The organism is Sphingomonas natans (assembly GCF_030546695.1).
GTDB lineage: Bacteria > Pseudomonadota > Alphaproteobacteria > Sphingomonadales > Sphingomonadaceae > Sphingomonas_I > Sphingomonas_I natans.
On the sequence record NZ_JAUOTP010000005.1, the window covers coordinates 265,566 to 289,240 of the forward strand.

Annotated in this window: 24 protein-coding genes; 9 read left to right on the plus strand and 15 right to left on the minus strand. The window is 61.7% G+C overall.

The window, feature by feature from the left end; genetic code table 11:
- Window positions 1-304 precede the first annotated feature (304 nt).
- The 4 genes from Q4F19_RS12960 to Q4F19_RS12975 all read right to left on the minus strand — a co-directional run bounded on the left by Q4F19_RS12960 (window position 305) and on the right by Q4F19_RS12975 (window position 3,776).
- Window positions 305-922, minus strand: a complete 618-nt coding sequence (locus Q4F19_RS12960; protein WP_303543188.1) for an alpha/beta hydrolase — start codon at window positions 920-922, stop codon at window positions 305-307.
- On the minus strand, window positions 919-1,902 hold the full coding sequence (locus tag Q4F19_RS12965; RefSeq protein WP_303543190.1) for a glutathione S-transferase family protein: 984 nt from the start codon (window positions 1,900-1,902) through the stop codon (window positions 919-921). Before Q4F19_RS12965 ends, Q4F19_RS12960 begins: the two co-directional genes overlap by 4 nt.
- Window positions 1,903-2,108: 206 nt before the next feature.
- Window positions 2,109-2,810 carry a YceI family protein gene (locus tag Q4F19_RS12970; RefSeq protein WP_303543192.1) on the minus strand — a complete coding sequence of 234 codons (702 nt, stop codon included), beginning with the start codon at window positions 2,808-2,810 and terminating at the stop codon, window positions 2,109-2,111.
- A gap of 57 nt (window positions 2,811-2,867) precedes the next feature.
- Window positions 2,868-3,776, minus strand: a complete 909-nt coding sequence (locus tag Q4F19_RS12975; protein WP_303543193.1) for a LysR family transcriptional regulator — start codon at window positions 3,774-3,776, stop codon at window positions 2,868-2,870.
- Between the two features lie 91 nt (window positions 3,777-3,867).
- Here Q4F19_RS12975 and Q4F19_RS12980 point away from each other — a divergent pair, with 91 nt between their 5' ends.
- Together Q4F19_RS12980 and Q4F19_RS12985 are read left to right on the plus strand one after the other, a co-directional pair.
- On the plus strand, window positions 3,868-4,659 hold the full coding sequence (locus Q4F19_RS12980; protein ID WP_303543195.1) for a DODA-type extradiol aromatic ring-opening family dioxygenase: 792 nt from the start codon (window positions 3,868-3,870) through the stop codon (window positions 4,657-4,659).
- A gap of 21 nt (window positions 4,660-4,680) precedes the next feature.
- On the plus strand, window positions 4,681-5,247 hold the full coding sequence (locus Q4F19_RS12985) for an NADPH-dependent FMN reductase (protein ID WP_303543197.1): 567 nt from the start codon (window positions 4,681-4,683) through the stop codon (window positions 5,245-5,247).
- A gap of 65 nt (window positions 5,248-5,312) precedes the next feature.
- Here the strand turns inward: Q4F19_RS12985 and Q4F19_RS12990 are convergent, their stop codons facing one another.
- Window positions 5,313-6,200: a LysR family transcriptional regulator gene (locus tag Q4F19_RS12990; protein WP_303543199.1), complete on the minus strand. Its 888-nt coding sequence runs from the start codon at window positions 6,198-6,200 to the stop codon at window positions 5,313-5,315.
- A gap of 95 nt (window positions 6,201-6,295) precedes the next feature.
- Between Q4F19_RS12990 and Q4F19_RS12995 the strand changes: the two genes are divergently transcribed.
- Genes Q4F19_RS12995 through fghA form a run of 3 tightly spaced genes read left to right on the plus strand, consistent with a single transcriptional unit; the run spans window position 6,296 to window position 8,869 of the window.
- Complete coding sequence (locus tag Q4F19_RS12995) at window positions 6,296-7,405, plus strand: S-(hydroxymethyl)glutathione dehydrogenase/class III alcohol dehydrogenase (RefSeq protein ID WP_303543201.1); 1,110 nt, start codon at window positions 6,296-6,298, stop codon at window positions 7,403-7,405.
- Window positions 7,406-7,437: 32 nt separating this feature from the next.
- Complete coding sequence (gfa, locus tag Q4F19_RS13000; protein ID WP_303543203.1) at window positions 7,438-8,004, plus strand: S-(hydroxymethyl)glutathione synthase; 567 nt, start codon at window positions 7,438-7,440, stop codon at window positions 8,002-8,004.
- A 1-nt stretch (window position 8,005) separates the two neighbouring features.
- Window positions 8,006-8,869 carry an S-formylglutathione hydrolase gene (gene fghA, locus Q4F19_RS13005; RefSeq protein ID WP_303543206.1) on the plus strand — a complete coding sequence of 288 codons (864 nt, stop codon included), beginning with the start codon at window positions 8,006-8,008 and terminating at the stop codon, window positions 8,867-8,869.
- 12 nt (window positions 8,870-8,881) lie between these two features.
- On the opposite strand, the gene Q4F19_RS13010 is transcribed toward fghA, so the two are convergent.
- Window positions 8,882-9,790, minus strand: coding sequence for a LysR family transcriptional regulator (locus Q4F19_RS13010; protein WP_303543207.1), 909 nt, complete (start codon window positions 9,788-9,790; stop codon window positions 8,882-8,884).
- Between the two features lie 98 nt (window positions 9,791-9,888).
- Here Q4F19_RS13010 and Q4F19_RS13015 point away from each other — a divergent pair, with 98 nt between their 5' ends.
- The 4 genes from Q4F19_RS13015 to Q4F19_RS13030 all read left to right on the plus strand — a co-directional run bounded on the left by Q4F19_RS13015 (window position 9,889) and on the right by Q4F19_RS13030 (window position 15,431).
- A complete protein-coding gene (locus Q4F19_RS13015) occupies window positions 9,889-10,242 on the plus strand; it encodes a putative quinol monooxygenase (RefSeq protein ID WP_303543208.1) in 354 nt (117 codons plus the stop codon).
- A gap of 170 nt (window positions 10,243-10,412) precedes the next feature.
- Window positions 10,413-11,099 carry an SDR family NAD(P)-dependent oxidoreductase gene (locus tag Q4F19_RS13020; protein ID WP_303543210.1) on the plus strand — a complete coding sequence of 229 codons (687 nt, stop codon included), beginning with the start codon at window positions 10,413-10,415 and terminating at the stop codon, window positions 11,097-11,099.
- Between the two features lie 908 nt (window positions 11,100-12,007).
- Window positions 12,008-14,524: a TonB-dependent receptor gene (locus tag Q4F19_RS13025; RefSeq protein ID WP_303543212.1), complete on the plus strand. Its 2,517-nt coding sequence runs from the start codon at window positions 12,008-12,010 to the stop codon at window positions 14,522-14,524.
- Between the two features lie 67 nt (window positions 14,525-14,591).
- Complete coding sequence (locus tag Q4F19_RS13030) at window positions 14,592-15,431, plus strand: DMT family transporter (RefSeq protein WP_303543398.1); 840 nt, start codon at window positions 14,592-14,594, stop codon at window positions 15,429-15,431.
- Window positions 15,432-15,559: 128 nt separating this feature from the next.
- Here Q4F19_RS13030 and pcaF read toward each other — a convergent pair whose 3' ends face one another.
- The 9 genes from pcaF to Q4F19_RS13075 form a co-directional block, all read right to left on the minus strand.
- Window positions 15,560-16,762, minus strand: a complete 1,203-nt coding sequence (gene pcaF, locus Q4F19_RS13035) for a 3-oxoadipyl-CoA thiolase (protein ID WP_303543214.1) — start codon at window positions 16,760-16,762, stop codon at window positions 15,560-15,562.
- 6 nt (window positions 16,763-16,768) lie between these two features.
- On the minus strand, window positions 16,769-17,548 hold the full coding sequence (gene pcaD, locus Q4F19_RS13040; protein WP_303543216.1) for a 3-oxoadipate enol-lactonase: 780 nt from the start codon (window positions 17,546-17,548) through the stop codon (window positions 16,769-16,771).
- Window positions 17,548-18,201 (minus strand): 3-oxoacid CoA-transferase subunit B, encoded by a 654-nt coding sequence (locus Q4F19_RS13045; RefSeq protein ID WP_303543218.1) that lies wholly within the window; start codon window positions 18,199-18,201, stop codon window positions 17,548-17,550. Before Q4F19_RS13045 ends, pcaD begins: the two co-directional genes overlap by 1 nt.
- On the minus strand, window positions 18,201-18,911 hold the full coding sequence (locus tag Q4F19_RS13050) for a CoA transferase subunit A (protein ID WP_303543219.1): 711 nt from the start codon (window positions 18,909-18,911) through the stop codon (window positions 18,201-18,203). The genes Q4F19_RS13045 and Q4F19_RS13050 overlap by 1 nt, the downstream gene beginning before the upstream one ends.
- Before the next feature lie 124 nt (window positions 18,912-19,035).
- Window positions 19,036-19,812 carry a benzoate diol dehydrogenase BenD gene (benD, locus tag Q4F19_RS13055; protein ID WP_303543221.1) on the minus strand — a complete coding sequence of 259 codons (777 nt, stop codon included), beginning with the start codon at window positions 19,810-19,812 and terminating at the stop codon, window positions 19,036-19,038.
- A complete protein-coding gene (gene benC / locus Q4F19_RS13060) occupies window positions 19,809-20,843 on the minus strand; it encodes a benzoate 1,2-dioxygenase electron transfer component BenC (protein ID WP_303543223.1) in 1,035 nt (344 codons plus the stop codon). Before benC ends, benD begins: the two co-directional genes overlap by 4 nt.
- 21 nt (window positions 20,844-20,864) lie before the next feature.
- Window positions 20,865-21,353: a benzoate 1,2-dioxygenase small subunit gene (gene benB / locus Q4F19_RS13065; protein ID WP_303543225.1), complete on the minus strand. Its 489-nt coding sequence runs from the start codon at window positions 21,351-21,353 to the stop codon at window positions 20,865-20,867.
- The gene (locus Q4F19_RS13070) at window positions 21,350-22,732 is read right to left on the minus strand and encodes a Rieske 2Fe-2S domain-containing protein (protein ID WP_303543226.1); all 1,383 of its coding nucleotides are present in this window, start codon (window positions 22,730-22,732) and stop codon (window positions 21,350-21,352) included. The genes benB and Q4F19_RS13070 overlap by 4 nt, the downstream gene beginning before the upstream one ends.
- A gap of 23 nt (window positions 22,733-22,755) precedes the next feature.
- Window positions 22,756-23,649 (minus strand): dioxygenase family protein, encoded by an 894-nt coding sequence (locus Q4F19_RS13075; protein WP_303543228.1) that lies wholly within the window; start codon window positions 23,647-23,649, stop codon window positions 22,756-22,758.
- Between the last annotated feature and the right edge of the window lie 26 nt (window positions 23,650-23,675).

Sequence of the window (23,675 nt, forward strand, 5' to 3'; positions counted from 1 at the left end):
AGCGGCTAGCCAACCAAGGCCGCATAAGTGACAATCACGACGGCCGGCTCGCGGGCGCGGCGGCAGCACCGAACAGTGCGGCGAGCGCAAACGTGTTTGAAGTGAGATCCCGACTTTTCATCTATCTTTTGCCGTGCTCGTGACCATCACGATTTTGCCCGTCGCCCGATTGCTCTCTATCAGCCGACGACCTTCGAGGATTTCGTCATCGTAAAGACCCGTCCAATTTGCACCGCCAGCGAGCCGCGCGCGACCTGATCCAGAAGCGACTGCAGCGGCATCGCCAATGCTTGCGCTCGTCCTATCAGTCAGGCTTGGGAATTAGCAGATCTGTGAGAAACTGGCAGGCCATCGTCGCGCCGGCCGAGGAGATCGAGTGTCCCAGCGCGGGCAGCTCGTGAAGGCGCACCGAGATTCCATGGCGGGTGAGCGCATCGCGCGCCTCGCGTGCCTCTTCCACCCCAATGATCGCGTCCTCCGCACCATGCACCATTAGAATCTGCGTGGGGACGTGCGGGTGTCGCTCGGCGGATGTCGCGAGGCGGCCGGAAAAGGCGACAATTCCAGCTACCGGCCAGCGACCCGAGACGACAGCATCGAGCGCCATGATTGAGCCTTGTGAGAAGCCCACGAACGCGATGCGGTCGAGCCGCCCTTCAAACCCGTGTCGGGTGATGATCGCGCTGAGTGTCGCGTCGAAGGCGGCGCGCGCGCTCACGATACGATCCGCTCGGTTTGCACGCGTAACCCCGTTCACGCTGAACCATTGGTGCCCGGCGGGTCCCATATCGAACGGCGCCGGACCGTCCGGAGCGACGAAGTGGCTGTCCGGCAACAGGCGGCGCCATTGTCCGGCCAGCGCACCGAGATCGGCGCCTTGACTGCCAACGCCGTGAAGGAAGATGATCAGCGAATTGCTCACGATGCGGCAGCGCCGAAGGCGGCCGGATCGAGCGTCAACAGATCGGGTCCCAAGGGAACGATGCCGCTCGGATTGAGCGCTTTGATGGAATAATAGCCGCGCTTGATGTGATCGATGCTGACAGTCTCGACGACCCCAGGTAGGCTCATCACACGGAGTGCATAAGCCTGAAGCGCCGGATAGTCCCGCACGCGCTTCTGGTTGCATTTGAACAGACCGAAATAGGCTGCATCAAACCGCACGAGGGTTACGAACAGGCGGATATCGGCCTCGGTGAAGCGCTCACCGAATAAGAAAGGGCCATCCTGCCCCAGGCGCCGCTCGAGTTCGTCAAGCATACCAAAAACGTCGCGATAGGCTTCTTCATACGCGATCTGCGTGGTCGCGAACCCAGCCCGATAAACGCCGTTATTCAACCGCGGATAAATTTCGGCGTTCAGCGCGTCGATCTGGTCGCGCAGCTCGAACGGATACAGATCGAGATCGGACCGCGCGATCGCGCCAAAGCCTGCGTTGAGCATCCTGACGATGTCCGCGGATTCGTTGTTTACCGGGCGATCCGTCTGCTTGTCCCACAGCACCGGCACCGTGGCACGACCCGTGTAGGTCGGATCGGCGCGCGTGTAGAGCTCGTGCATATACTGAGCGGCATGGATCGGATCTCTGCCGGAACCGGGATAGTCGCCAAATTGCCAGCCTTCGTCGGTCAAGGTCGGTTCGACAACGGTCACTGAGATCGCATCATCGAGGCCCTTGAGTTTGCGGGCCATCAAGGTGCGCGATGCCCATGGGCAGATCAAAGCGACATACAGATGATAACGACCTGCTTCGGCCTTGAAGCCCCCTTCCCCGGTCGGTCCCGCATGCCCATCCGGTGTCACCCAGTTGCGGAAGCCGGAAGTCTGACGGACGAAGCCTCCTTTGTCGTCGGTCGCCTGAACAGGCTGCCAATCGGCACTCCACTTGCCGTTTACGAGCATCAAAAAACTCCTGACCCGATCCGGCTCGGCCGTGTGACCGCGGCTGAGCGTCGATATTGATGGCGAGCCCCCAATCGCGGGGAAAGCCAGCGGAGAAGGGCGCCCGCCCGCGGATGGGATTGCCAACGCGATGGCGGCCGCCCTCTGTTCGTAGTGCAGCGCGGACCGACGATGCGGTGGCCTTCCGCCGCGTCGTCGGGCGCCGTTCAGTTGGTCTTCTCGAAAGCCGCGCTGATCTTGAGCGTCACCTCGTCGGAGACCGCCGGGACGTACTTCGTGATTCCGAAGTCCGAGCGTTTGAGCGTGCCCACGGCGCTGAACCCGACCGTGTAGGCCTTGTCCATCATGTTGATGCCGGCACCGCCGAGGGTGGCTTCGAGCACCATCGGCTTGGTGACGCCGTGCATCGTGATTGTGCCTGAAATACGGGCGGTCCGCGCGCCGGTCGCGACGACTTTTTGCGATACAAAGCGGATCGTTGGATATTTCGCGGCGTCGAACCAATCCGCGCTTTTCAGTTCACCGTCGAGCGTCGCATTGGTCGTCGAAATCCCGTTCACGGGAAGCGAGACGTCAAGCTTGGTGCCCGAGAGCGCCTTCGGGTCGAGCACCAACGTCCCAGTCGCACGCGGGATGATGCCGAAGAAATCGGTAAATCCAAAATGATTGACCGTGAATTCGGCCAGCGTGTGGTTCGTCTCGACCTTGTACGTGCCGGCTTGAACCGCCTGCGGCGCGATCGGTGCGGCGAGAAGAGAAGTCGGCAAGGCCACAGCGCTCAGGGCGATGGCGGCGAATGGTATCGATTTCATGGTTGGCTCCTGACAAAAGCGGGCCGACAGACCGTGAGCAACAGGCTCACGAGAAGGCCGTCGTCCGACCGGGTGGAGCCCGATATGGCATTTCACCTGCGATGCGATAATCCGCGCTTTATGCGCATGTCTTTCAACCAGGAGTGTTTAAACTCACCAGTCTTTGGCGAGGTCCGGCATCCGCTCGGCGAGGAAGTCGATCCACGCGCGCGTTTTTGCAGCAGGACGCCGCGTCGCGTGCGTGACCGCGTAGATCGCACCGAGATCGAGCAAGGGCATGCCAATCTCCAGCTCGACCAGATCACCTGCCGCGATGAAACCGGCCGTCATGAAACGGGGCGCGTAGACAATCCCCTGACCTGCTTGCGCAGCGCTGACGAGCGCTTCGCCATTGTTGGCGTTTAGCGTGCCGCGGATCGGTATCTTGACGCTGCCATCGCGCTCGAAGCCCCAATGGGTCGCTCCGACCAAAGGCGCCAGCGTGTAGCCAAGGCAATTGTGCTGACCGAGTTCATCAATCGACCCCGGCGTCCCGCGCCGCGCTAGATAACCAGGCGCAGCACAGACGCTCAAGCGGGCGGAGGCCAGCTTGCGCGCGATGAGCGAGCTGTCGGCCAGACGCCCTATGCGAATGGCGACATCCCATCGCTCCTCTAGCAGATCGACATAACGGTCATTCAAGCCCAGTTCGATGGTCACACCCGGTTGGCGGGCGCAGAACTCCGCGATGAGAGGCGCGAGATGCATGACGCCGAACGAAGCGGGCGCGCTCACCCGTAGGGTTCCTTCGATCGTGATCGACCGGGCGGACACGTCACTTTCCGCTTCCCGCAGATCGACCAGGATACGCTCGGCTCTGTCGAGATAGCTCACGCCTGCCTCAGTCAGGGACAGCCGACGCGTGGTACGATTGACCAGCGTCGCGCCCAGCCGCGCTTCGAGTGCTCCCAGATGCTTGGCGGCCATGGCCGCCGACATCCCCATACTGCGTGCCGCGGCGGACAGGCTGCCGAGCCGCACGGCGAGCGCGAACACTTCGATCCCGGTCAATCGATCGGCCATGACTTCCTACTGCTGGTTGAAGGGCATAGTCTCAGAAGCGCTATTATCGGTCAGGGATCAACACGCCATATCGCTGCGGAGAGGAAGTCCGATGCAGCGCCAACCCACATTCTTCATTCCGCACGGCGGCGGCCCATGCTTTTTCATGGACGATCCACAGGGAACCTGGACGGGGATGGCGCAGTTTCTGCGCGCTTTGCCCGCCACGCTCGGCGAGGCCCCGTTGGCGATCCTGATCGTGTCTGGACATTGGGAAACGCACGGAGGTTTCGCGTTTACCGGTCGTTCACGGCCGGAGTTGATCTTCGATTATTCAGGCTTCCCGGCACATACCTATGCCCTGCGCTACGACGCACCGGGTGCGCCGTCGCTTGCGGAGCGCGCCGCGGCCTTGGTGAACGCCGCCGGTCTTTCTGCTAAGGTGGACCCGCAGCGCGGCCTCGATCATGGAGTCTTCGTACCCCTCAAGGTCATGTGGCCGGATGCGGCGGTTCCCATCGTCGAGATGTCGATTGAGCGCGGTTTGGACCCGAGCCGTCATCTGGCGCTCGGACGCGCGCTCGCGCCATTGCGCGATGAAGGCGTGCTGATCATCGGTGCTGGCATGAGCTTTCACAACATGCGCGGCTATGGCGATCCGCGTTTCACTCATCCGTCAGAAGATTTCGACGCCTGGCTGGGCGAAACGGTTGCGATGGCGCCGGCCGAGCGGACCGCGCGACTTATTGAATGGGAAGGAGCGCCTGCCGCGCGCCTGTCTCATCCCCGCGAAGAACATCTCTTGCCGCTGCTCGTTGCCGCAGGCGCAGCCGACGGTCCGGGGGAGCGCGTGTATACCGAGCGCGTGATGCAAACCGCGCTCTCCGGATATCGATTCCAATAATCCTTCACTTGAGGAACTCATATGATCGAGCAGCCAACACTCCGCCTCGTAACGATGGTCGGCAGCCTGCGCCAAGGCTCCTACAGCGCAGCGATCGCGCGAACGCTCGCCGCGCTTGCTCCGGACGACGTGGTGATCGAGCCATTGGCATCGATCGGCGATCTTCCCCACTATAATGCGGACACCCAGGCGGATGGATTTCCGGCAGCGGTTCTCGCCATGGCTGAAGCGATCCAAGGCGCCGATGGCGTCATCATCGTGACGCCAGAATATAATTACTCGTTCCCCGGTGTTCTAAAGAACGCGCTCGATTGGCTATCGCGGGTCTCGCCGTCACCATTTGCCCGAAAGCCGGTCGCGCTGCAAAGCTCTTCGCCCGGCCTGCTGGGCGGTTCGCGGGCCCAGTATCAGCTTCGCCAGGTCTTCATCTTTCTCGACGCGATGATGCTCAACAAGCCCGAAGTCATGATCGGCCAGGTGGCGACCAAAGTGGCCGGCGATCCCGCGATGCTGACGGACGCTCCGACGCGCGACTTTGTGGCGGGCCAGATCGCCACATTCGCGGAATTCATCCGTCGCCACGGCTGAGCGGTTGTCTCGCCGCTCGCCTCACGGCCCGCCTGGATCTGTTTGCCGCAATGGGGGCTCGCGCTTCACTCGGCCGCGTCGAGCGCGCCCTGCAGGTGAGCCTTGAGGCGATCGACCAAAAGCCGCACGCGCGCGAGTTGCTGGCGATGCTGAGGGTAGACGGCCCATATCGGCTCATTGCCGGCCTCGAAACTTTCGAGGAGGAGCATCAGGCGTCCTTCCTTGATCGCTCTGCGGACGTAAAAGTCCGGGAGCTGGCAGATTCCCATGCCATCGAGGGCCGCCTCCATGACCGAAAGACCGCTGTTACAGCGCCAGCGGCCTTTCACGCGATGCGTGATTTCCTTGCCCTTTGCCGAGAAGGTCCAGACGTCATTGGTCCCGATCAGGCACTCGTGGTCTTTAAGGTCATGAATCTCGCGCGGCGGCGAGTGCCGCGCCAGATAGCCAGGGGCAGCACAGACGTGCAGCCTGCGCGACGCCAGGCGTGTGGCAATGAGGCGGCTGTCGGCTAGATCGCCGGTCCGGATCGCAACATCGAAGCCCTCGCCGACAAGATCCACGAGGCGATTGGTGAGCTCGATCCGGACGCTAATGCCGGGATGCGATGCCGCAAAGCTGCGAACGATCGGGACCACGAACCGTTCGCCGAGCGCCATGGAGCAGGTAAGCCTGACTTCTCCGCGGGGATCGCCGGCGCCGGACATGCGGGCGAACGCTTCATCGCGATCCTCAATGACGCGCTTGAGACCTTCAACAAGGGTCCGGCCATCGTCGGTCAAAACCACGCGCCGTGTCGTGCGATAGAAGATCTGCACCTGAAGCTGCGCTTCGAGACGGGCGACGGCACGGCTCACATGCGAACTCGAAAGGCCAAGCGCGGCAGCAGCGCCGGCGAACGATCCCGCCGCCTCCACAGCCACCACTTCCTCGATACCATCCCAGTTCGTCATTGTCCCCGCATAGCACGAATGAATTGCTTTCTGGGGGTGTTATCCCGTTCTGAGCCAGAGCTTATGTAGCGCATCAGGTGATATTGGAGACTGAAATGAAAACGCGTGCCGCAGTCGCTTTCGAGCCAAAAAGGCCGCTCGAGATCATTGAGGTGGATCTCGAAGGCCCCAAGGCAGGCGAGGTCCTCGTCGAGATCATGGCGACCGGGATTTGTCACACCGATGCCTACACGCTCGGAGGGCTCGATTCCGAAGGACTGTTTCCAAGCATTCTCGGTCACGAGGGCGCCGGTATTGTCCGTGAGGTCGGCCCCGGCGTCCGCTCGGTAAAACCGGGCGATCATGTCATCCCCCTGTACACACCCGAATGCCGGCAGTGTAAGTCGTGCCTCAGTGGAAAAACCAACCTGTGTACGGCGATCCGGGCCACTCAGGGCAAGGGTGTGATGCCCGACGGCACGACGCGGTTCAGTTACAAGGGCCAGCCGATATTTCACTACATGGGCTGTTCGACCTTCTCGAACTTCACCGTCTTGCCCGAGATCGCGGTCGCAAAAATTCGCGAGGACGCTCCGTTCGACAAGAGCTGTTACATTGGTTGCGGTGTCACCACCGGCGTCGGTGCGGTCGTCAACAGCGCCAAAGTTCAGGTCGGCAATACGGTCATCGTCTTCGGACTGGGCGGCATCGGTCTCAACGTCATTCAAGGCGCCCGGATGGTCGGTGCCGACATGATCGTCGGGGTCGATCTCAACGACGATAAGGAAGCGTGGGGTCGCCGTTTCGGAATGACCCATTTCGTCAATCCCGCCAAGATCGATGGCGATATCGTCCAGCACCTGGTCTCGCTCACCGACGGCGGCGCTGACTACACGTTCGACTGCACCGGCAACACCACGGTTATGCGTCAGGCGCTCGAGGCCTGCCATCGGGGATGGGGTGTCTCAACGGTCATCGGCGTCGCGGAGGCGGGCAAGGAGATATCGACGCGCCCCTTCCAGCTAGTCACCGGCCGGGTGTGGCAGGGCAGCGCGTTTGGCGGAGCAAAGGGGCGCACGGACGTTCCCAAGATTGTCGACTGGTACATGAACGGGAAAATCGAGATCGACCCGATGATCACGCACGTCCTCACCTTGGATGAAATCAACAAGGGGTTCGACCTCATGCATGCCGGCGAGAGCATCCGCTCGGTCGTCGTTTACTGATTAAGCGCGCCACGCAGAGTTTGGAGCCTATCATGACCATCGCACTACATCCCGCGCTCGACGCGGATCTGTCGTTTCATCCTACGGCGTTCACCGGCGGCGCGTTAAGCTGCCACTGCCAGGCCGACCCGGTACGCGTCACAATCGACAGCGCGATCGCCCACAACCATGCATGTGGTTGCACCAAATGCTGGAAGCCGCAGGGCGCCGTCTTCGCGGTCATCGGCGTCGTCCCTCGCGACGGGGTAACCGTCGTTGCGGGGCAAGAAAAGTTGACCATTGTCGACCAGAAGATGACCATCCAGCGCCATGCCTGCCGCGCGTGCGGCGTGCATATGTATGGTCGAATCGAAGACCCCAGCCACGCTTTTTTCGGCCTCGACTTCGTCCATGCGGAACTGCTTGACGGAAGCGAAGTACCCCCTCCTGGCTTTGCCGCCTTCGTCTCGTCAATCATCGAGGGCGGCGTCGACCCGGGCGAGATGAACGCCGTGCGCGAACAGATCAGGCGGCTCGGTCTCGAGCCCTATGATTGTCTCGATCCCGTGCTGATGGATACGCTCGCGACGCATGCCTTCAGGCAGCGGCACGCCGCCTGAGATGCTCGAGACGATTTCGACCAATCGGGCCCACGGCGGCACCCAAAGCGTCTACCGCCACGCGTCCACCGCGACGGGTTCGGAGATGACCTTCTCGGTCTACGTGCCGCCGCATCAGCCCGGACAGAAACTGCCGGTCGTCTGGTTTCTTTCGGGGCTTTCCTGCACCCACGCCAATGTGACGGAAAAGGGGGAGTTCCGAGCGGCCTGCGCCGCACTCGGGCTGATTTTCGTGGCGCCCGACACCAGCCCTCGTGGTGAGTCGGTCCCGGACGACCCGGCAGGAGCTTATGATTTCGGCTTGAGTGCCGGCTTCTACGTGGATGCCACCGAACCCCCTTTTGCCCGCCAATATCGAATGTGGACCTATGTCACGGAGGAACTGCCAGCGCTTATTTTCGCACATTTTCCGGCCGACCCGGCGATGCAGTCGATCATGGGTCATTCGATGGGCGGTCACGGTGCGCTGACAATCGGGCTGACCTTTCCTGAGCGCTTCCGCGCGATTTCAGCGTTCGCTCCGATCGTTGCCCCAAGCCAAGTACCCTGGGGCGAAAAGGCATTGGGGGGCTACTTGGGGGGCGATCGAGAGACATGGCGCCGCCATGATGCGGTTGCGCTTATCGAGGATGGCGCGCGGGCTGAAGCCATCCTCGTCGACCAAGGGTTGGCCGACCCGTTTCTAGAGCAGCAGCTGCGACCGGAGCTGTTGGAAGCCGCATGCGCGTCCGCTGGGATCACGCTCACGCTCACGCGCCGCCCGCATTATGACCATAGTTATTATTTCATTTCGACCTTCATGACCGATCATCTGCGGTGGCACGCGAAGCGGCTGGATAAGAGTTTGAATGCCGCGCCCGCATGAACAGCGGACATCTCACCCGAGATGCCCGAGCGCGGCTTGCTGGATCAGCTCGTCGACGACATAGCGCACGCGCGGGCTGAGTCTAGCCCGGCGCGGCCAAACCGCATGGACGTCGACGAGGGCGCCTGCGAAGGCTTCAAGAACCGGCTGCAGCTCCCCGCGCGCCAACTGGTTGCGAACGATCGACACCGGGACCTGACAGATGCCCAATCCGGCGGTCGCCGCGTCGACCATCGCCTGCCCGTCACTCAGCTGGTGGGTGACAGGCGGGCTGATGCGCTTCTCCTCGCCGGCTTCTATTACGAACCATGCAAGGGGTGGCCCCTTCGCCGCCCCCAGAACGCACCGGTGGTGACGAAGATCGGCGAGGCTGGTCGGGACTCCGTGGCGAGCCAGATAGGCCGGAGAGGCGCAGATGATGCGAGGCTGGCTCACAAGATGCCGCGCGACCAGGTTGGTACTGTCCCTGAGCACACCGAAGCGGATCGCGAGATCTACATCGTCCTGAAGAATGTCGCTGGTGGCGTCCGTGAAGTTCAGCGTTAGGGTCAATTCCGGATGCGCTCGGGTCAAATCGATCAGGATCGGAAGCAGCACGGCCCGTCCGAATGCGACGGGCATGTCGATATGGAGGCGACCGCTCAAGACCCGGCTGCTCGTTGAAAGTGCCTCCTGCGCGGCGTTGATTTCCTCGAGTGCCGTCGAGCACGCCGCAAGATAGGCCTCGCCGTCGGCCGTCAGCCGAAATGAGCGCGTTGTTCGGTTGAACAGCTTCACCCCCAGACGGTCCTCGAGCCGCGCGACGGTTTTGCCGACCGCTGACTTCGTCACGCCCAACCGCTCGGCTGCTAGCGTGAAACTGCCGAGCCGCGCTGCGGCAACAAAAACCGAAACGCCGGTTAACGGATCAATATCAGCCATTGTATCTCGCTGGTATACTATTTGTCGCCCGCGCACGGCTTTAACGATCCCTGCTCTACGGTAAAGCGGCGAACATAGCTTCAGATAGGATAACCCCCATGCAAAACGAGATTCTCTCCATCTACCATCTCTCGACCCGGCCGGAGGAATTCGATCAGTTCAAGGCTTTGATCGACAAGATTGTCGCCGCCTCGCATGAGGAGCCGGACACCCTGACCTACGAATATGTCGTCAACGCTGACCGCACGGCGGTACATATCGTCGAGCGCTATCGTATGGCCGGCGTACTGCCGCATGTGGAAGAGACGTTCGCTCCCTACGCTGCGGAATTCCTGGCGTTTGCCACGATCGACTATCTCTTCGTTTACGGGGAGCCGACCGCTGAGATCCGCAAGAAGCTCGATGGTTTCGGAGCCATCTATTTTGCGCCGTTCGCAGGTTTCACCAAATAGGATCCCGCAATTACAAATGCGGAAGCTGCGTGATCACAGCAGCCGATCAATGACCTACATCAACTTTAGGTCGCAGCAGCGCACGCCCGGCACGCCAACATCATCATCAGTGGAATCGTCGTCGCGCTATCGTCCTGCGGCCGACACTCTGCGAGACAAAGGAACAATGGATGAGCAATTTCAAGACCGCCCTCGTCGCGGGGGCATCACGCGGGATCGGCCTGGGCCTTGTCCGGGAGTATCTGAGCCGCGGCTGGACTGTCGTCGCGACCGAACGGCAGCCGGGTGCTTCGGCAGACCTGGCGGCGCTCGCTTGTGACGCACTGCGCGTCGAAGCGCTCGACATCAATGAAGAGGCCAGCATCGCGTCGCTCGCCGGGCGCCTGTCGGCGACGAGCCTCGATCTCTTGTTTGTGAACGCCGGCGTAAGCGACGATCCCACGACGCCCATCGGAGAGGTCACCACGGAAGAATTCGACCGGGTGATGCGCACCAACGCGCTGGGGCCAATGCGAGTCATCGAACAGTTGAGCGATCGTGTGAGGCCAAACGGGACTATCGCCGCAATGACGTCAGCGCTCGGAAGCATCTCCGTCGAACCGGCCGTCAGCTACGAGCTCTACGGCGCTAGCAAGGCCGCGCTGAACCGCCTTTTGCGCGGCTACGCGGTCCGCGCTGGTGGTGATCGCGCCGTGCTCGCGATTATGCCCGGCTGGGTGAAGACAGACATGGGCGGCGACCAGGCACCGCTCGAGGTCGAGACGAGCGTCCGCGGCATCGCGGACGCGATCGAGGCTCGGGCCGGCAGCCGCGGCAGCTGCTTCATCGATTATCAGAACAGCGTTCTGCCGTGGTGACAGCCGGCAAATCCAACGCGATGCGCCGCGCCTGGCGGGTGTAGCCCTGCTCCTTGGGCCGGTCATTCGGGCCGGTCCGACGTGCGGAGGTGGCGATCGCTCGCGCCCTCGTCTCTACACATGTCGTGCCGCAATGAGCGAACGGAAGCTGCGCGGTATCTATGCCCCGGGGCCGCGTGTTTGAACCGGGGGCTGGGCCAGTTCGGTCGGGGCGGCGCCGCTGCGCATCCAACAAGGCGTTGCGTCCGGCCCGCCCGAGGGCGCCGTCGCGGCATCGTACTATGTGAGCTCCGTCAAATGCAGCAACCCTGCCGGTATCGGGTTGCTGATCTGGCCGGTTTCAGACCCGGCGGAACCGACGTCGCTCAAAACCGATCGCGTGCCGCGGAGCGAGAGATATTCGTGACCCGAAAGCGGCAGTTTTTTTACCGAACAGTGTCGAAAGCCGGCGCGACCTCTCCATGTTTTGCAGCACCGTTTACCCGACGGCTGCCCCGGATTTACTGATGGCAAGTGGCGTCATCGCCCGCCCCGTCCTCGTCGATCGACACTTTGAAGGTATCGGCCGCATACGGGATCTGTATTGGACGGCATTTCACGGCCCCCGTTACCTTCCCCAATGCTGAACCGTCCAAAGTCGGTCGCAATATCACGATGACCAACATCGTAAGTAATGGAGAGGAGGCGATCGGCTGACCACAACAACTGGATATCCAGTCTCACGAAAATTGGCACGCGGACGAACCTTCGAATAGAGGATCGTCACTCTTGTACGCGCGTCGGCGTTGTGCCGGGACGTTGTCTACTCTGACTTCCAGTATTGGGTCGGCCAATCCGAAAACATCACAACAATAACGCCCCGCGCCGCGCATCATCTTGAGCGCAGGCCGGGCGAAAAGGAGGGAAGAATGATCCAAAAGCCGAACCTTGCGACCCGGCTGCAACGCACAGCGTCAGCAACTTCGCTCGCCATCGCATTGGGCTGTACTCCAACCGTGGCATCGGCGCAAAGCGCTCCCGACGTGACCGCGACGCTGCCACCTGCAGCCGCGACGGACGGCAGTCCTGCCGGTGGCATCGGCGACATCATCGTAACGGCACGGCGCCGCGAGGAAAGTATTCAGAATGTGCCGATCTCAGTTGCTGCTTTTGGCGGCAATACGCTTGCCGAGCGCCAGATTGATTCCGCCGATAAGCTCACGCAACTCGCGCCGAACGTGCAGTTCAGCGCTGTCGCCCCCGCCTCCGGCAACAGCTCCTCGTCCGCAATCTTCATCCGCGGCGTGGGGCAAACCGACTTCCTCGCTTCAACTGATCCAGGCGTGGGTTTCTATGTTGACGGAGTCTATTTCGCCCGCGCGAGTGGGACAGCTATCTCGCTGTTGGATGTAGACCGCGTCGAAGTTCTGCGTGGCCCGCAGGGAACATTGTTCGGCCGCAACACCGTCGGCGGCGCCATCCAGATTTTCTCGGCTCGCCCCAATTTCAACGGCGTGTCGGGAAACATCGGAGCTACTCTGGGCGATTATAGTCGGCGCGATGTCAAGGGCGTGTTGAATCTTCCGATCACCGATACGTTGGCGCTCCGTTTCGCAGCAACCAAGCGTGATCGCAAAGGCTACGTGACCAATATCTTGAGCGGTCGCCATCTTGGCGACGTCGATACCTTCGCCGGCCGCGCAAGTCTCCTGTGGAAGCCCAGCGACAAATTCGAAGCCCTGCTCATCGGGGACTATACCCGCGACAGTGTCAACGGATCACCGACCGTGTTCGGCGGCATCAACACGAGCGCCGCCTTCGTCCGGTTTGCGTCTGCAATCGCCGGCTGCCCCGGTTTCGCGCTGACGACACCTGTCACCCTCGTCCCCGAGAATAATGACCGCCGTTGCGCCAACAACCAGTATCTGGCGCTTGGGCCGTACAAGGTCGCATCCGAGGCGCCCAGCAAGTCACAGCTCGAAATGTACGGCGCCGGGCTGACACTCAAATATGAGCCCGCGGACTGGATAAGCGTCAAGTCCATAACGGCCTATCGAAAGACGAAGCCCTTTTCAATTCGAGATGCCGACAATACGCCACTCCTGATCCTAGAGACGGTTAACAAGGATAATATCAAGCAGTTTACGCAAGAAGTTCAGTTTGTGGGAGAAACTGCAAACAGCCGCCTTAAGTATCTATTTGGTGCATATTATTTCCGCGAGACTGACTATCAGTTCTACCCGGTCTTCCTGCCTTCCCAAATCAGTGCCACGACCGGCGAGGAATTGCGGGTCGGCGGCCTCAACAACAACGCTTCTATCAAGAACCAGTCGATCGCGCTATTCACTCAGGAGTCGTTCGCGGTCACGGATAAGCTGAACGTAACGGTCGGCCTGCGCTACACGCGGGACAAAAAGGAGGCGACTCCGTACGAGACCGCTGCCGGCTCGGGTTACGGCTATACGAATGTCGGCTACAACGTCGCCTACCCCGCCCCGTTAAATGCCCAGATGGTATGCCTAGGCGCTCCGCGCACCGGTGCGCCGGCCGCCGCCTGCAGGGGGTCAAACATCTATCTGTTCAATCCGGTGTTGAACTCCAAGACGAGCAGCAAGGTGACGCCTGCCGCGACGCTGCAATATCAGTGGACACCCGAGCTTATGACTTATGCGAGCTATTCGCAGGGCTTCAAAAGCGGCGGGTTCAACACGCGTATCGTTCAGCCTGTGATTTCGGCGAACGCGCCGACCGGGCGCGAATTCCTGCCGGAGTTTGACCCGGAAAGGGTCGCAACCTACGAGCTCGGCGGCAAATTGTTGGTCGGTCGGACGTTGCGGCTCTCGGTGGCCGGATTCCACTCGAAATATGACGATATCCAGATCGTTGTTCGTGAGGGTGTCGCACCCGTGGTACGCAACGCTGGCAAGGCAACGATCAATGGCTTCGAGGTCGAAGGCACATTCAGCCCCATATCACCGATGCTGATCAACTTCGGCGTCGGCTATACGCATTTCGAATATGACAGCTTTACGCCCGCGCTCCTTGCCGGTCAGATCGGGTTGGCGCCGCATGCGCTGGGCGTCGTCGATCTCGATGACAAGCAGGCTTATTCGCCGGATTGGAGCCTAAACGGCGGCGTCGCGTACCGCGTCCCTGTCGGGCAAGGCGCGATCACGCCTCGGGCCGACGTCGCGTTCCGGAGCAAGACCTACTTCGATGCGCCGAATACCGAGCAGATCGCTCAGGGCAAATACGCGCTGGTCAATATCAGCATTCGCTATCAAGCACCCGAAAATCGGTTCAGCGTGGCGGCCGGCATCACAAACCTGACCGATAAGGCGTATCGGGGCAGCGGCAACTCCTCTCTCACCGCCTCCTCCGGCTATGCCGAAGTCACTTACGGCCCACCGCGGATGTTCACGGTGGAAGGCACTTATAATTTCTGAAGACATCTCCCTCCAGGTGACGACGAGGCCAGCCTCGCCGTCGCACTGCCTCGAGACGGCCGCCCCGATGCTGTTCGTTAGCATCTGGGCGACCGGCTTTTTGGTCGCACGGCTCATCGGCGGACACGCCGACCCGTTGACGTTTCTGACGATTCGCTTCGCGCTTACGGCCTGCATCTTCGTAGCGCTGACGATGGCCGCGGGCATATCCTGGCCAAGGTCGCCGAGGGTTTGGCGTGATTGTGCCCTCGCCGGAGCCCTCATGCAGGGTGTCTATCTTGCGGGCGTCTTTTGGTCGGTGAGCCATGGATTGCCTGCAGCTGTCTGCGCGCTGATCACCGGCCTGCAGCCGCTGCTGACGGCCGCTTTGGCGGAGCCCCTGCTCGGCGAGCGCGTCACGCGCAAGCAATGGCTCGGCATCCTGATCGGCTTCGTCGGTGCAGGCTTGGTCTTAGTGCCGCAATTTGCCTCGTCCCTTCACTCTGCAGCGCCGATTACGATCGCGCTCGCCGGCATCGCGACGGTCGCCATCACCTTGGGCACGATCTGGCAAAAGCATACGGGCAGCCGGATCGACCTTCGCGCCGGCGCCGCGATCCAATTTGGTGCATCGGCGGTCATCGTGGGAGCGCTGGCTGCTCTGACCGAGGTGGGCCGCTTCGACATGACATGGCAGGCCATCGTCGGGCTCGGCTGGTCGGTCGCCGGCCTGTCTGTCGGCGGCATGACGTTGCTGCTCCTCATGATCGGACGCAGCGCGGTCTCGTCTGTCGCGTCGATGTTCTACCTTGTCCCTCCGGTCGTCGCGATTATTGCCTTCGCGATCTTCGGCGAAGCCCTGACCATCCTGCAGATCTGCGGTCTCGTGACGGCGGCCATCGGGGTTGCGGTTGCGACTCGCGTATAAGTCACAGCGACAGGCCTCAGCAGCGAAGCAGCGCGTGATAACGGAATTTTCCTACCGCTTCGATCAGATCCACAGCTTCGATCTGCCGGAGGCGCTCGCAGCGATGCGGACGACCGACAGCGGGTGGATCAGACCCGCTCCAGCATGAGCGCGAGCCCCTGGCCGACACCGATGCACATGAAGGCCAGCGCATAGCGCCCGCCGCTACGGTGCAGCTCTTCGACTGCGGTCATGGCAATCCTCGCACCGGACATTCCAAGCGGATGACCGAGCGCGATCGCGCCGCCGTTGCGATTGACGCGGGGATCATCCTGCTCGACGCCCAAGTCACGTAGCGTCGCAATCGCCTGACTGGCGAACGCCTCGTTGAGCTCGATCACGTCGAGCTTGTCGATGCCAATGCCGGTGCGGTGGGACAGCTTGCGTGCCGCCTCGATTGGTCCGACCCCCATAATTCTGGGCGCCACGCCGGCGGCCGCCATCCCCAAGATACGCGCTCGCGGGCTCAAGCCCTGCTTGGCGGCCGCGCTTTCCGAGGCAATCAGCATCGCGGCTGAACCGTCATTCAAACCCGAGGCGTTGCCCGCGGTGACGGTTCCATCACTGCGTATGACCGGCTTGAGTCTCGCCAACGCCTCAGCGCTCGTCGCGCGCGGATGCTCGTCTGTGTCGAAGATGATCGGATCGCCGCGTTTCTGGGCGAGCGTGACGGACACAATCTCCGCAGCCATGCGCCCGCTGGCAATCGCGCGCGCCGCCTTTTCCTGGCTGGCAAGCGCAAAGCGATCCTGGTCGTCCCGGCTCACCCGCCACAGCTCGGCGACATTCTCACCCGTCTGGGGCATCGTATCGACGCCATAGGCCGCACGCATGGCCGGATTGACGAACCGCCAACCGAGTGTGGTGTCCTCGATCGTCTGTGTGCGATCGAAGGGTGCCGACGCCTTGCCCATCACATAGGGCGCCCGCGTCATGCTCTCCACGCCGCCGGCGATCAGAAAGGTCGCATCGCCCGAGCGAATGGCCTGGGCGGCGATCCCGACGGCGTTGAGGCCCGAAGCACAGAGCCGGTTCACCGTCGCGCCCGGGACTGCCTCGGGCAGTCCACTGAGCAGAACCGCCATTCGCGCTACGTTGCGATTGTCTTCGCCCGCCTGGTTCGCACAGCCGAGCAGCGTGTCATCGAGGGCAGCCCAGTCGACATCGGGGTTACGCGCCATCAAGGCGCGGATCGGGATTGCCGCCAGATCGTCAGCCCTTACCGACGAGAGCGCGCCGTTGAGCTTGCCGATAGGCGTCCGGATCGCGTCACAAATGAAGGCGTCTGCCATGAAACCTCAGGGTTTTAGAAAATCGATTATCGCAGCGGCAAGATCGTCCGGTGCTTCGAGCGGTGCCAGATGTGCGGCATCCAGCGCGACATGCACCGCCCCGTCAATCGCGGCGATCAGATGTTCGCCATGTCCGTCATGCGGGGTCGAGGAATCTTTCCGACCGGTCACGGTCAGCGTCGGGACCTGGATATTCGCGAGCCGGGCAGCCAGGTTCATGTCGCGAATGGCGGCCGCGCACCCGGCGTAGCCGGCCGGATCCATATTGAGCAGTCCGCGCAGGACCGTCGCGGCGACGTCCGGTCGCTCGGCTGCAAAGTCCGGCGACAGGAAGCGCGACATTGCGAGATCCGCGATCCCGGCCATTCCCTCGGCGCGGACCTTATCGACCCGCGCTGTCCACGCGAATCTGTCCATGGTTGACGAGGTGCAGACGAGAACGAGGCTGGTAACCCGACCTGGCACGTCGAGGGCAAGCTGCATCGCGATCATGCCGCCCAGAGAAACGCCCGCGATAGCGCCGGCGCGCACATCCGCCGCATCCATTGCTGCCCGCACGTCCGCCGCCAGCAGAGCCAGCTCGTAATCGCACATCGACACGTCCGAGGCACCGTGTCCGCGTGTATCGATGCGGAGGAGCGAGAATTCGCGCCGAAGCGGGACCAGGGCCTCCGCCCAGAGATCCATGTCGGTTCCGATCGAATTGAGCAGGACCAAGGGCCGCTTTTGCGGATCGCCCTCGACCTTCCAGTAGATATTTGCGCCCTGCGAGCGAACGAAGGGCATCAGGCCGAGTCCGCCGGAACAGGCTCTGCCGCGAAGGCCACGCCGGTCTTCGTGCGCACCTCCTGGAGCGACACGCCAGGGGCGAGCTCGAGAAGCCGCAGACCCGGCTTGTCGCACGCCATGACGCACAAATCCGTGATGATGAGATCGACGCACGCCTTGCCCGTCAACGGCAACGTGCACTGCGCAAGGATCTTCGGGTCGCCCGCTTTGTTGGCATGATCCATGACGACGACCACGCGTTTCACGCCCGCGACCAGGTCCATGGCACCCCCCATCCCCTTCACCATCTTCCCGGGGATGGTCCAATTGGCGATATCGCCTGCCTCGCTGACCTCCATCGCCCCCAGTACCGCCATGTCGATATGCCCGCCGCGGATCATCGCGAAGCTGTCCGCCGACGAGAAGAAACTCGAAGTCGGCAACGCCGTGATCGTCTGCTTGCCCGCATTGATCAAGTCCGGATCGACGGCCTCGCGGTCCGGAAACGGCCCGATCCCCAGCATTCCGTTTTCCGACTGGAGCGTGACGTCCAACCCCGCCGGCACGTAATTGGCGACGAGGGTCGGAATGCCAATCCCCAGATTGACGTAAAACCCGTCTTGCAACTCAGTGGCAGCGCGGGCCGCCATCTGTTCGCGTGTCCATGGCATCAGGCGGCTTCCCGCTGACGTACGGTCAGTTTCTCGATCCGTTTTTCATTGATCGTACTCAACACAACCCGATCGACATAGATGCCTGGCGTATGAATGCAGTCGGGGTCAAAGCTTCCGGCCTCGACGATCTCCTCAACCTCGGCGACGGTTACGCGCCCAGCCGTGGCCATGTTCGGATTGAAATTGCGGGCTGTCTTCCGGAACATCAGATTGCCGGCCGGATCGGCGCGCCACGCCTTCACGATTGCGAGGTCAGCACGCAACCAGGTTTCGCGGACATAGTCCTCGCCGTCGAACGTCTCGACCGGTTTGCCCTCTGCCACCAGCGTCCCGACGCCGGTCTTGGTATAGAAAGCCGGGATACCTGCGCCGCCAGCCCGGATGCGCTCGGCGAGCGTGCCTTGTGGCGTGAGTTCGAGTTCGAGATCGCCCGATAGATATTGCTGTTCGAACAGTTTGTTCTCGCCGACGTAGGACGAGATCATTTTGCGGATCTGTCGGGTTTCGAGGAGCATCCAGAGGCCGAAGCCGTCCGCCCCGGCATTGTTCGAAATCACGGTCAGATCTTTGACGCCGCTTGCCCGGATTTCCGGGATGAGACTCTCCGGATTGCCCGACAAGCCGAACCCCCCGGACATGATCGTCATGCCATCGAAAAGCACGCCTTCAAGCGCCGCTGCCGGGCTGTCATAGGTCTTCTTCTTCATGGCTTGTCCTCGCGCGCGCCTTGGAAGGCGACGAATAATTGATTGACCGGCACTATCCCGAGCAGGCTTGCGCCGAGAAGCAGCGGGGCCGCCGCGGTCCGGGGATGGTTGTCATCGCCCTCTGTCAACCGAGATCGCCGCCGGCCACGGGCAGGACCGACCCGGTGATGTAGGACGCCTCGTCCGAGGCCAGAAAAAGGATCGGGGCGACTTGTTCGTCGAGGGTGGCGTATCGTTTGACGAAGGTCGAGTTCGTTACCTGTTCGACCGCTTCCGCCATCCAGGCCTGCTCGCGGGCATTGTCGCCTTCGGGATTTCGCGGCACCCGGCGGGCCGGGGCGGTCGTTCCACCGGGCGCAGTCGCCACGACCCGGATGCCGTGCTGGGCATATTCCATCGCCAGGCTCTGGGTGACCGCGTTGATTCCGCCTTTTGCTGCTGAATATGGCACGCGCCGGATGCCACGTGTCGCGTTGGACGAGACGTTGACGATCGTCCCGCCGCCTTGGCTGATCATGATCGGCAGGACCGCGTGACACGCCCATAAGGTCGGCATCAGCGAGCGCCGGATCTCGTCCTCGATCTGCGCGGGTGTGAATTCGGCGAAGGGACGCATCCGGATGGCTCCCCCGACATTGTTGATGAGAATGTCGATCCGGCCGAATGTCGCCACGGCCTCGCGCATGGCGGCGGCCGCGCCCTCGCTTTCCTCAAGGTCACAAGAGAACGACGCGGCCCGCGGGCCGGCTTCGGCCGCAACGTCGGATACGAACCCAGCTTTGTCGACGAGGAGCACGTGAGCCCCCTCGGCGGAAGCGCGCAAAGCGACGCCGCGGCCAATGCCCTGCGCCGCCCCGGTGACCACGATGACTTTCCCGGTGAACCGGTCAGAAAAGATCATGCGACCTCCACCTTCGGCTGTGCGGGGATGAACTTCTCGTAATAGAAGTTTGCCGGCGTGACGCCGAGCTCCGCAACATGCAGCCGAACGGTTTCTACCATCTCGGGCGGCCCACACAGGTAGATGTCGACGTTGCCCTCGGCCAGATGCATTGCGTCGAGATGCGCAATCACCCGGCCGGTGCGGGTGTGGACCTCACCCAGGCCAGAGCAGGTCGTGATGATGGTGAGGTCCGGGATGCGCGTTGCAAGCCTGGCGATCTGCTCCATCCCGACCAGATCGGTTACGTTACGTACGCCGTAGATCAGGGTGACCGGGTGCCCAGCGGTCCCTTCAGCGGCCAGCACCTCCAGCATCGACAGGATCGGCGCAATGCCTGTTCCCCCTGCGACGAACAGCAATGGCCGCTGCGGCGCACGCAGGTAGAAACTGCCGAGCGGGCCGCGCAACGTCAGCCGGTCGCCAGCCTTCGCCATCTTCTCCAGATGGCGGCTCATCAATCCACCCGCGACGTTCCCGATCACAAATGTGCCAGTATCGGCGCCGGGCCGCGAACTAAACGAGTAGGACCGCGTCTCATCAGCGGCCCCCGGCACCGCAATGTTCACATATTGACCGGCCAGAAAGTCCGGCAAGCTTCCGCTTGCCGCGCGGACCGCCAGACCGAGACGGCGGTTCGAAAGCTGATCGACCGCAACGATCTCGACCGCAATATCCTCGGCCTTCAGCTTCAACGCCCCGGACGGCACGGGTACGGCGATGACGCAATCGGAGGAGACCTCCATCTGACAGGTGAGCACAAGGCCCTCGGCGGCCTCGGCTGCCGTCAGGGCATCATCGATATACTCATCGCCGAGTTCATATTCGCCCTGCTCGCAGCGGCATTTGCAGGTGCCGCATACGCCATCCGAGCAGTCCATCGGCAGGTTGATCTTATTGCGAAATGCTGCGTCCAGCACTTTCTCGCCTGCGTTGCAGTCGATGAAGCGAGTTGCACCATCCTCAAAATTCAAAGCAATACGAAAACTCATGGCGACCTCTCGACCAGACGATCAGACGTGATAAACGTCGATAACCTGGTGAATGTAATCGTTCTTTAACACGATCTTCTTGTTAGTGATTAGCAGCGTATCGCCGCTAGCGTCGATCGCGTAGAAGGATGTGCCGAAAAAACTGTGCGTTTCCTTGTAGCGGTGGCTGAGAGTGTGCCAGTTGAAGCGCACATTGATCGCGTCTCCCTGCTCGCCAAGCACCTCGATGTTCGTGACATGGTGGTTGGTACGCGGCTCGGGCATGCTCGCGCTTGAACGCTCTGTTTTGATGCGAAACACCCGATCTTCAAGCCCGTCGCGGTTCGGGTAATAGATCAGCGAGATTTCCCGCTGCGGATCCTCCACGATCCGATCGTCATCATCCCACGCCGGCATCCAGAAGACAGCGGTTGGCGCGTAGCAGTCCAGCCACGCTTCCCAATCCCGATCATCAAGCAACCGGGCCTCGCGATACAGGAAATCGACGATTTGCTGATAGGACGGCTTCATGCGGCCACCTTCAGCCCACCGCCGGGCCGGACGGCATTCCCGCCATTGTCGCCCCCATTCCGATCGATGGCGGCCAGCAAGGCCCTCGCCCAATATTCGTGCTGCCGGACGAAAAGACCCTCGTCTTCGCTGCGCGAGCCGCTCAGACGTGGCTCGAGGCCCTGCGCCCTGGCATTGTCATCCGGGCCCGGGAGCCAGTGTCCGGCGCCACGGCTGAGATCGTTCCACAAGTCGCCGGCACCTTCATACGCGACCTGGCAGGCGCGGAATTCCTCCAGGTCGTCTGGCGTCCCCATGCCGCTGACGTTGAAGAAATCCTCATATTGCCGGATCCGCAGCGCGCGCTCCGACGCGGCCTCGTTTTTCGGTGCGAAACAGTAGATCGTGACCTCGGTCTGATTGACGCTGATGGGCCGGACGACACGGATCTGTGTCGAAAACTGATCCATCAGATAGACGTTGGGATACAGACCGAGATTGCGGGTTTGACCGAGAATGCGATCGGCACGCTCCTGACCCAGCCGGGCGGCCATTTCCGCGCGGTGGGGATAGTTGGGGCGCACTTCCGGATTGAGTACGTTGGTCCACAGCAGAATATGGCCATGATCGAACGCGTAAACGCCGCCGACGCTCTTCGACCATCCGTTGGCATCAACCGTGGGCGTGCCAGCGGCTTCATAATTGCGGCGCCCCATCGTGGCCGAATAGTTCCAGTGAACCGAACTGACATGATAGCCGTCCGCCCCGTTCTCCATCTGCAGCTTCCAATTGCCATCATAGATATAGGACGAGTTGCCGCGCAGAACCTCAAGTCCGTCGACCGCTTGATCCACCATCTGGTCAATGATGAAGCGGGTGGTTCCGAGGTGGTGTTCAAGCGGAAGGACATCAGGATTAAGGCTGCCAAAGAGGAAGCCGCGATAGCTCTCGAACCGTGCGACCTTGGTCAGGTCATGTGAACCGTCAGTGTTGAATGTTCGCGGATAGTCGCCCGTCTTGCCGTCCTTGACCTTCAGCAAACGGCCCGTATTGGCGAACGTCCAACCGTGAAACGGACAGGTGAAGCTCGTCTTGTTCCCATGCTTGCGGCGGCACAGCATCGCGCCGCGATGCGCACAGGCGTTGATGACAGCATGAAGTTCGCCGCTTTTGTCGCGGCTAATGATGACCGGCTGTCGACCAATCATGGTCGTATAATAGTCGTTCGTGTCTGGGATCTGGCTTTCGTGCGCCAGATACACCCAATTGCCCTCGAAAATGTGCTTCATCTCGAGCTCGAAAAGATCCGGATCGGTGAAGACGTCCCGCCGGCACCGGAACAAGCCAGCCTCGGCATCTTCAACCACTGCGGTCTCGAGGCGTTCGCGAAGAAGTTCCATGAGATTAGCTCCCTCGATTGGATTCAGGCGACTTCGAGTCTGATTCGGCTCGATATCTGCTGCTCGTGACGGTCCTCGGCCCTCTGCAGTCTGAAGTCGAAAGCGATGTAAGCAGAATCGCCCTGGCGGTTGGGAACAGGCAGGAGACCCTCGCGCGTACCGAAGGCAAAATCGTCCGCTGCGAAGGGGTCGTCGCCAAAATTGATTTGCGTCGTCAGGTGGCGATAGCCCGGCGCCTCGACGAAAAAGTGCACATGAGCCGGGCGATTGCCGTGGCGACCGAGCGCGATCATAAGCTGATCTGCCGAGCCCCCCGGCGGAACGCTGTAGCCGTTCGGCATTTTCGAATGGAACGCGTAGCGACCATCCGCGCCGAGCTTGATGCGGCGGCGATTGTTGAACGGCGTCTGCGCGCTCGTCGGGTCAAAGTGCGAATAAAAACCTTTCGAGTTCGCATGCCAGACATGGACGATGGCGTTCTCGACGGGCTCATTGTCCGGCCCTATGATCCGGCCCGTCATGTAAAGTGTACAAGTATCATCGGGGTCAGACGAAAGATCGGCGTCGTTCTCAACCAGTGGCGCCCCCTCGACATAAAGCGGCCCCTCAATGGTGCGCGGCGTTCCGCCGGTCAGCCCTGCTTCGGCGTCCTTTGCGTCCATGTAGAGGTCGAGGAAATGCTCGAGACCGACACCGGGCATGAGCAGGCCGAATTCGGGCGCGCCGGCCTGGAGAAAGCTGACGGCACCCCACATCTCGTCTTCGGAAATGTCGTGACAAACGATGAGAGCCATCAGCGACTCAACAAGGTCGCGCAAGATTGCTTTGAGTCGAGGGTTTCCCTGATCCGACTCCGCGCCAACCACGCGATCTAACAGACGTTGGACCTCGTCAGTCTTTACGAAACTCGTATCCATGAACGCTCTCCTGATTATCGTGTTGG

Excerpts from the sequence above, each read along its gene's own strand:
- Q4F19_RS12965 (WP_303543190.1), bottom strand. The coding sequence starts at position 1,902 with ATGCTCGTAAACGGCAAGTGGAGTGCCGATTGGCAGCCTGTTCAGGCG.
- Q4F19_RS12975 (WP_303543193.1), bottom strand. The coding sequence starts at position 3,776 with ATGGCCGATCGATTGACCGGGATCGAAGTGTTCGCGCTCGCCGTGCGG.
- Q4F19_RS12980 (WP_303543195.1), top strand. The coding sequence starts at position 3,868 with ATGCAGCGCCAACCCACATTCTTCATTCCGCACGGCGGCGGCCCATGC.
- Q4F19_RS12985 (WP_303543197.1), top strand. The coding sequence starts at position 4,681 with ATGATCGAGCAGCCAACACTCCGCCTCGTAACGATGGTCGGCAGCCTG.
- Q4F19_RS12990 (WP_303543199.1), bottom strand. The coding sequence starts at position 6,200 with ATGACGAACTGGGATGGTATCGAGGAAGTGGTGGCTGTGGAGGCGGCG.
- Q4F19_RS12995 (WP_303543201.1), top strand. The coding sequence starts at position 6,296 with ATGAAAACGCGTGCCGCAGTCGCTTTCGAGCCAAAAAGGCCGCTCGAG.
- gfa (WP_303543203.1), top strand. The coding sequence starts at position 7,438 with ATGACCATCGCACTACATCCCGCGCTCGACGCGGATCTGTCGTTTCAT.
- fghA (WP_303543206.1), top strand. The coding sequence starts at position 8,006 with ATGCTCGAGACGATTTCGACCAATCGGGCCCACGGCGGCACCCAAAGC.
- Q4F19_RS13010 (WP_303543207.1), bottom strand. The coding sequence starts at position 9,790 with ATGGCTGATATTGATCCGTTAACCGGCGTTTCGGTTTTTGTTGCCGCA.
- Q4F19_RS13015 (WP_303543208.1), top strand. The coding sequence starts at position 9,889 with ATGCAAAACGAGATTCTCTCCATCTACCATCTCTCGACCCGGCCGGAG.
- Q4F19_RS13020 (WP_303543210.1), top strand. The coding sequence starts at position 10,413 with ATGAGCAATTTCAAGACCGCCCTCGTCGCGGGGGCATCACGCGGGATC.
- Q4F19_RS13025 (WP_303543212.1), top strand. The coding sequence starts at position 12,008 with ATGATCCAAAAGCCGAACCTTGCGACCCGGCTGCAACGCACAGCGTCA.
- Q4F19_RS13030 (WP_303543398.1), top strand. The coding sequence starts at position 14,592 with ATGCTGTTCGTTAGCATCTGGGCGACCGGCTTTTTGGTCGCACGGCTC.
- pcaF (WP_303543214.1), bottom strand. The coding sequence starts at position 16,762 with ATGGCAGACGCCTTCATTTGTGACGCGATCCGGACGCCTATCGGCAAG.
- pcaD (WP_303543216.1), bottom strand. The coding sequence starts at position 17,548 with ATGCCCTTCGTTCGCTCGCAGGGCGCAAATATCTACTGGAAGGTCGAG.
- Q4F19_RS13045 (WP_303543218.1), bottom strand. The coding sequence starts at position 18,201 with ATGCCATGGACACGCGAACAGATGGCGGCCCGCGCTGCCACTGAGTTG.
- Q4F19_RS13050 (WP_303543219.1), bottom strand. The coding sequence starts at position 18,911 with ATGAAGAAGAAGACCTATGACAGCCCGGCAGCGGCGCTTGAAGGCGTG.
- benD (WP_303543221.1), bottom strand. The coding sequence starts at position 19,812 with ATGATCTTTTCTGACCGGTTCACCGGGAAAGTCATCGTGGTCACCGGG.
- benC (WP_303543223.1), bottom strand. The coding sequence starts at position 20,843 with ATGAGTTTTCGTATTGCTTTGAATTTTGAGGATGGTGCAACTCGCTTC.
- benB (WP_303543225.1), bottom strand. The coding sequence starts at position 21,353 with ATGAAGCCGTCCTATCAGCAAATCGTCGATTTCCTGTATCGCGAGGCC.
- Q4F19_RS13070 (WP_303543226.1), bottom strand. The coding sequence starts at position 22,732 with ATGGAACTTCTTCGCGAACGCCTCGAGACCGCAGTGGTTGAAGATGCC.
- Q4F19_RS13075 (WP_303543228.1), bottom strand. The coding sequence starts at position 23,649 with ATGGATACGAGTTTCGTAAAGACTGACGAGGTCCAACGTCTGTTAGAT.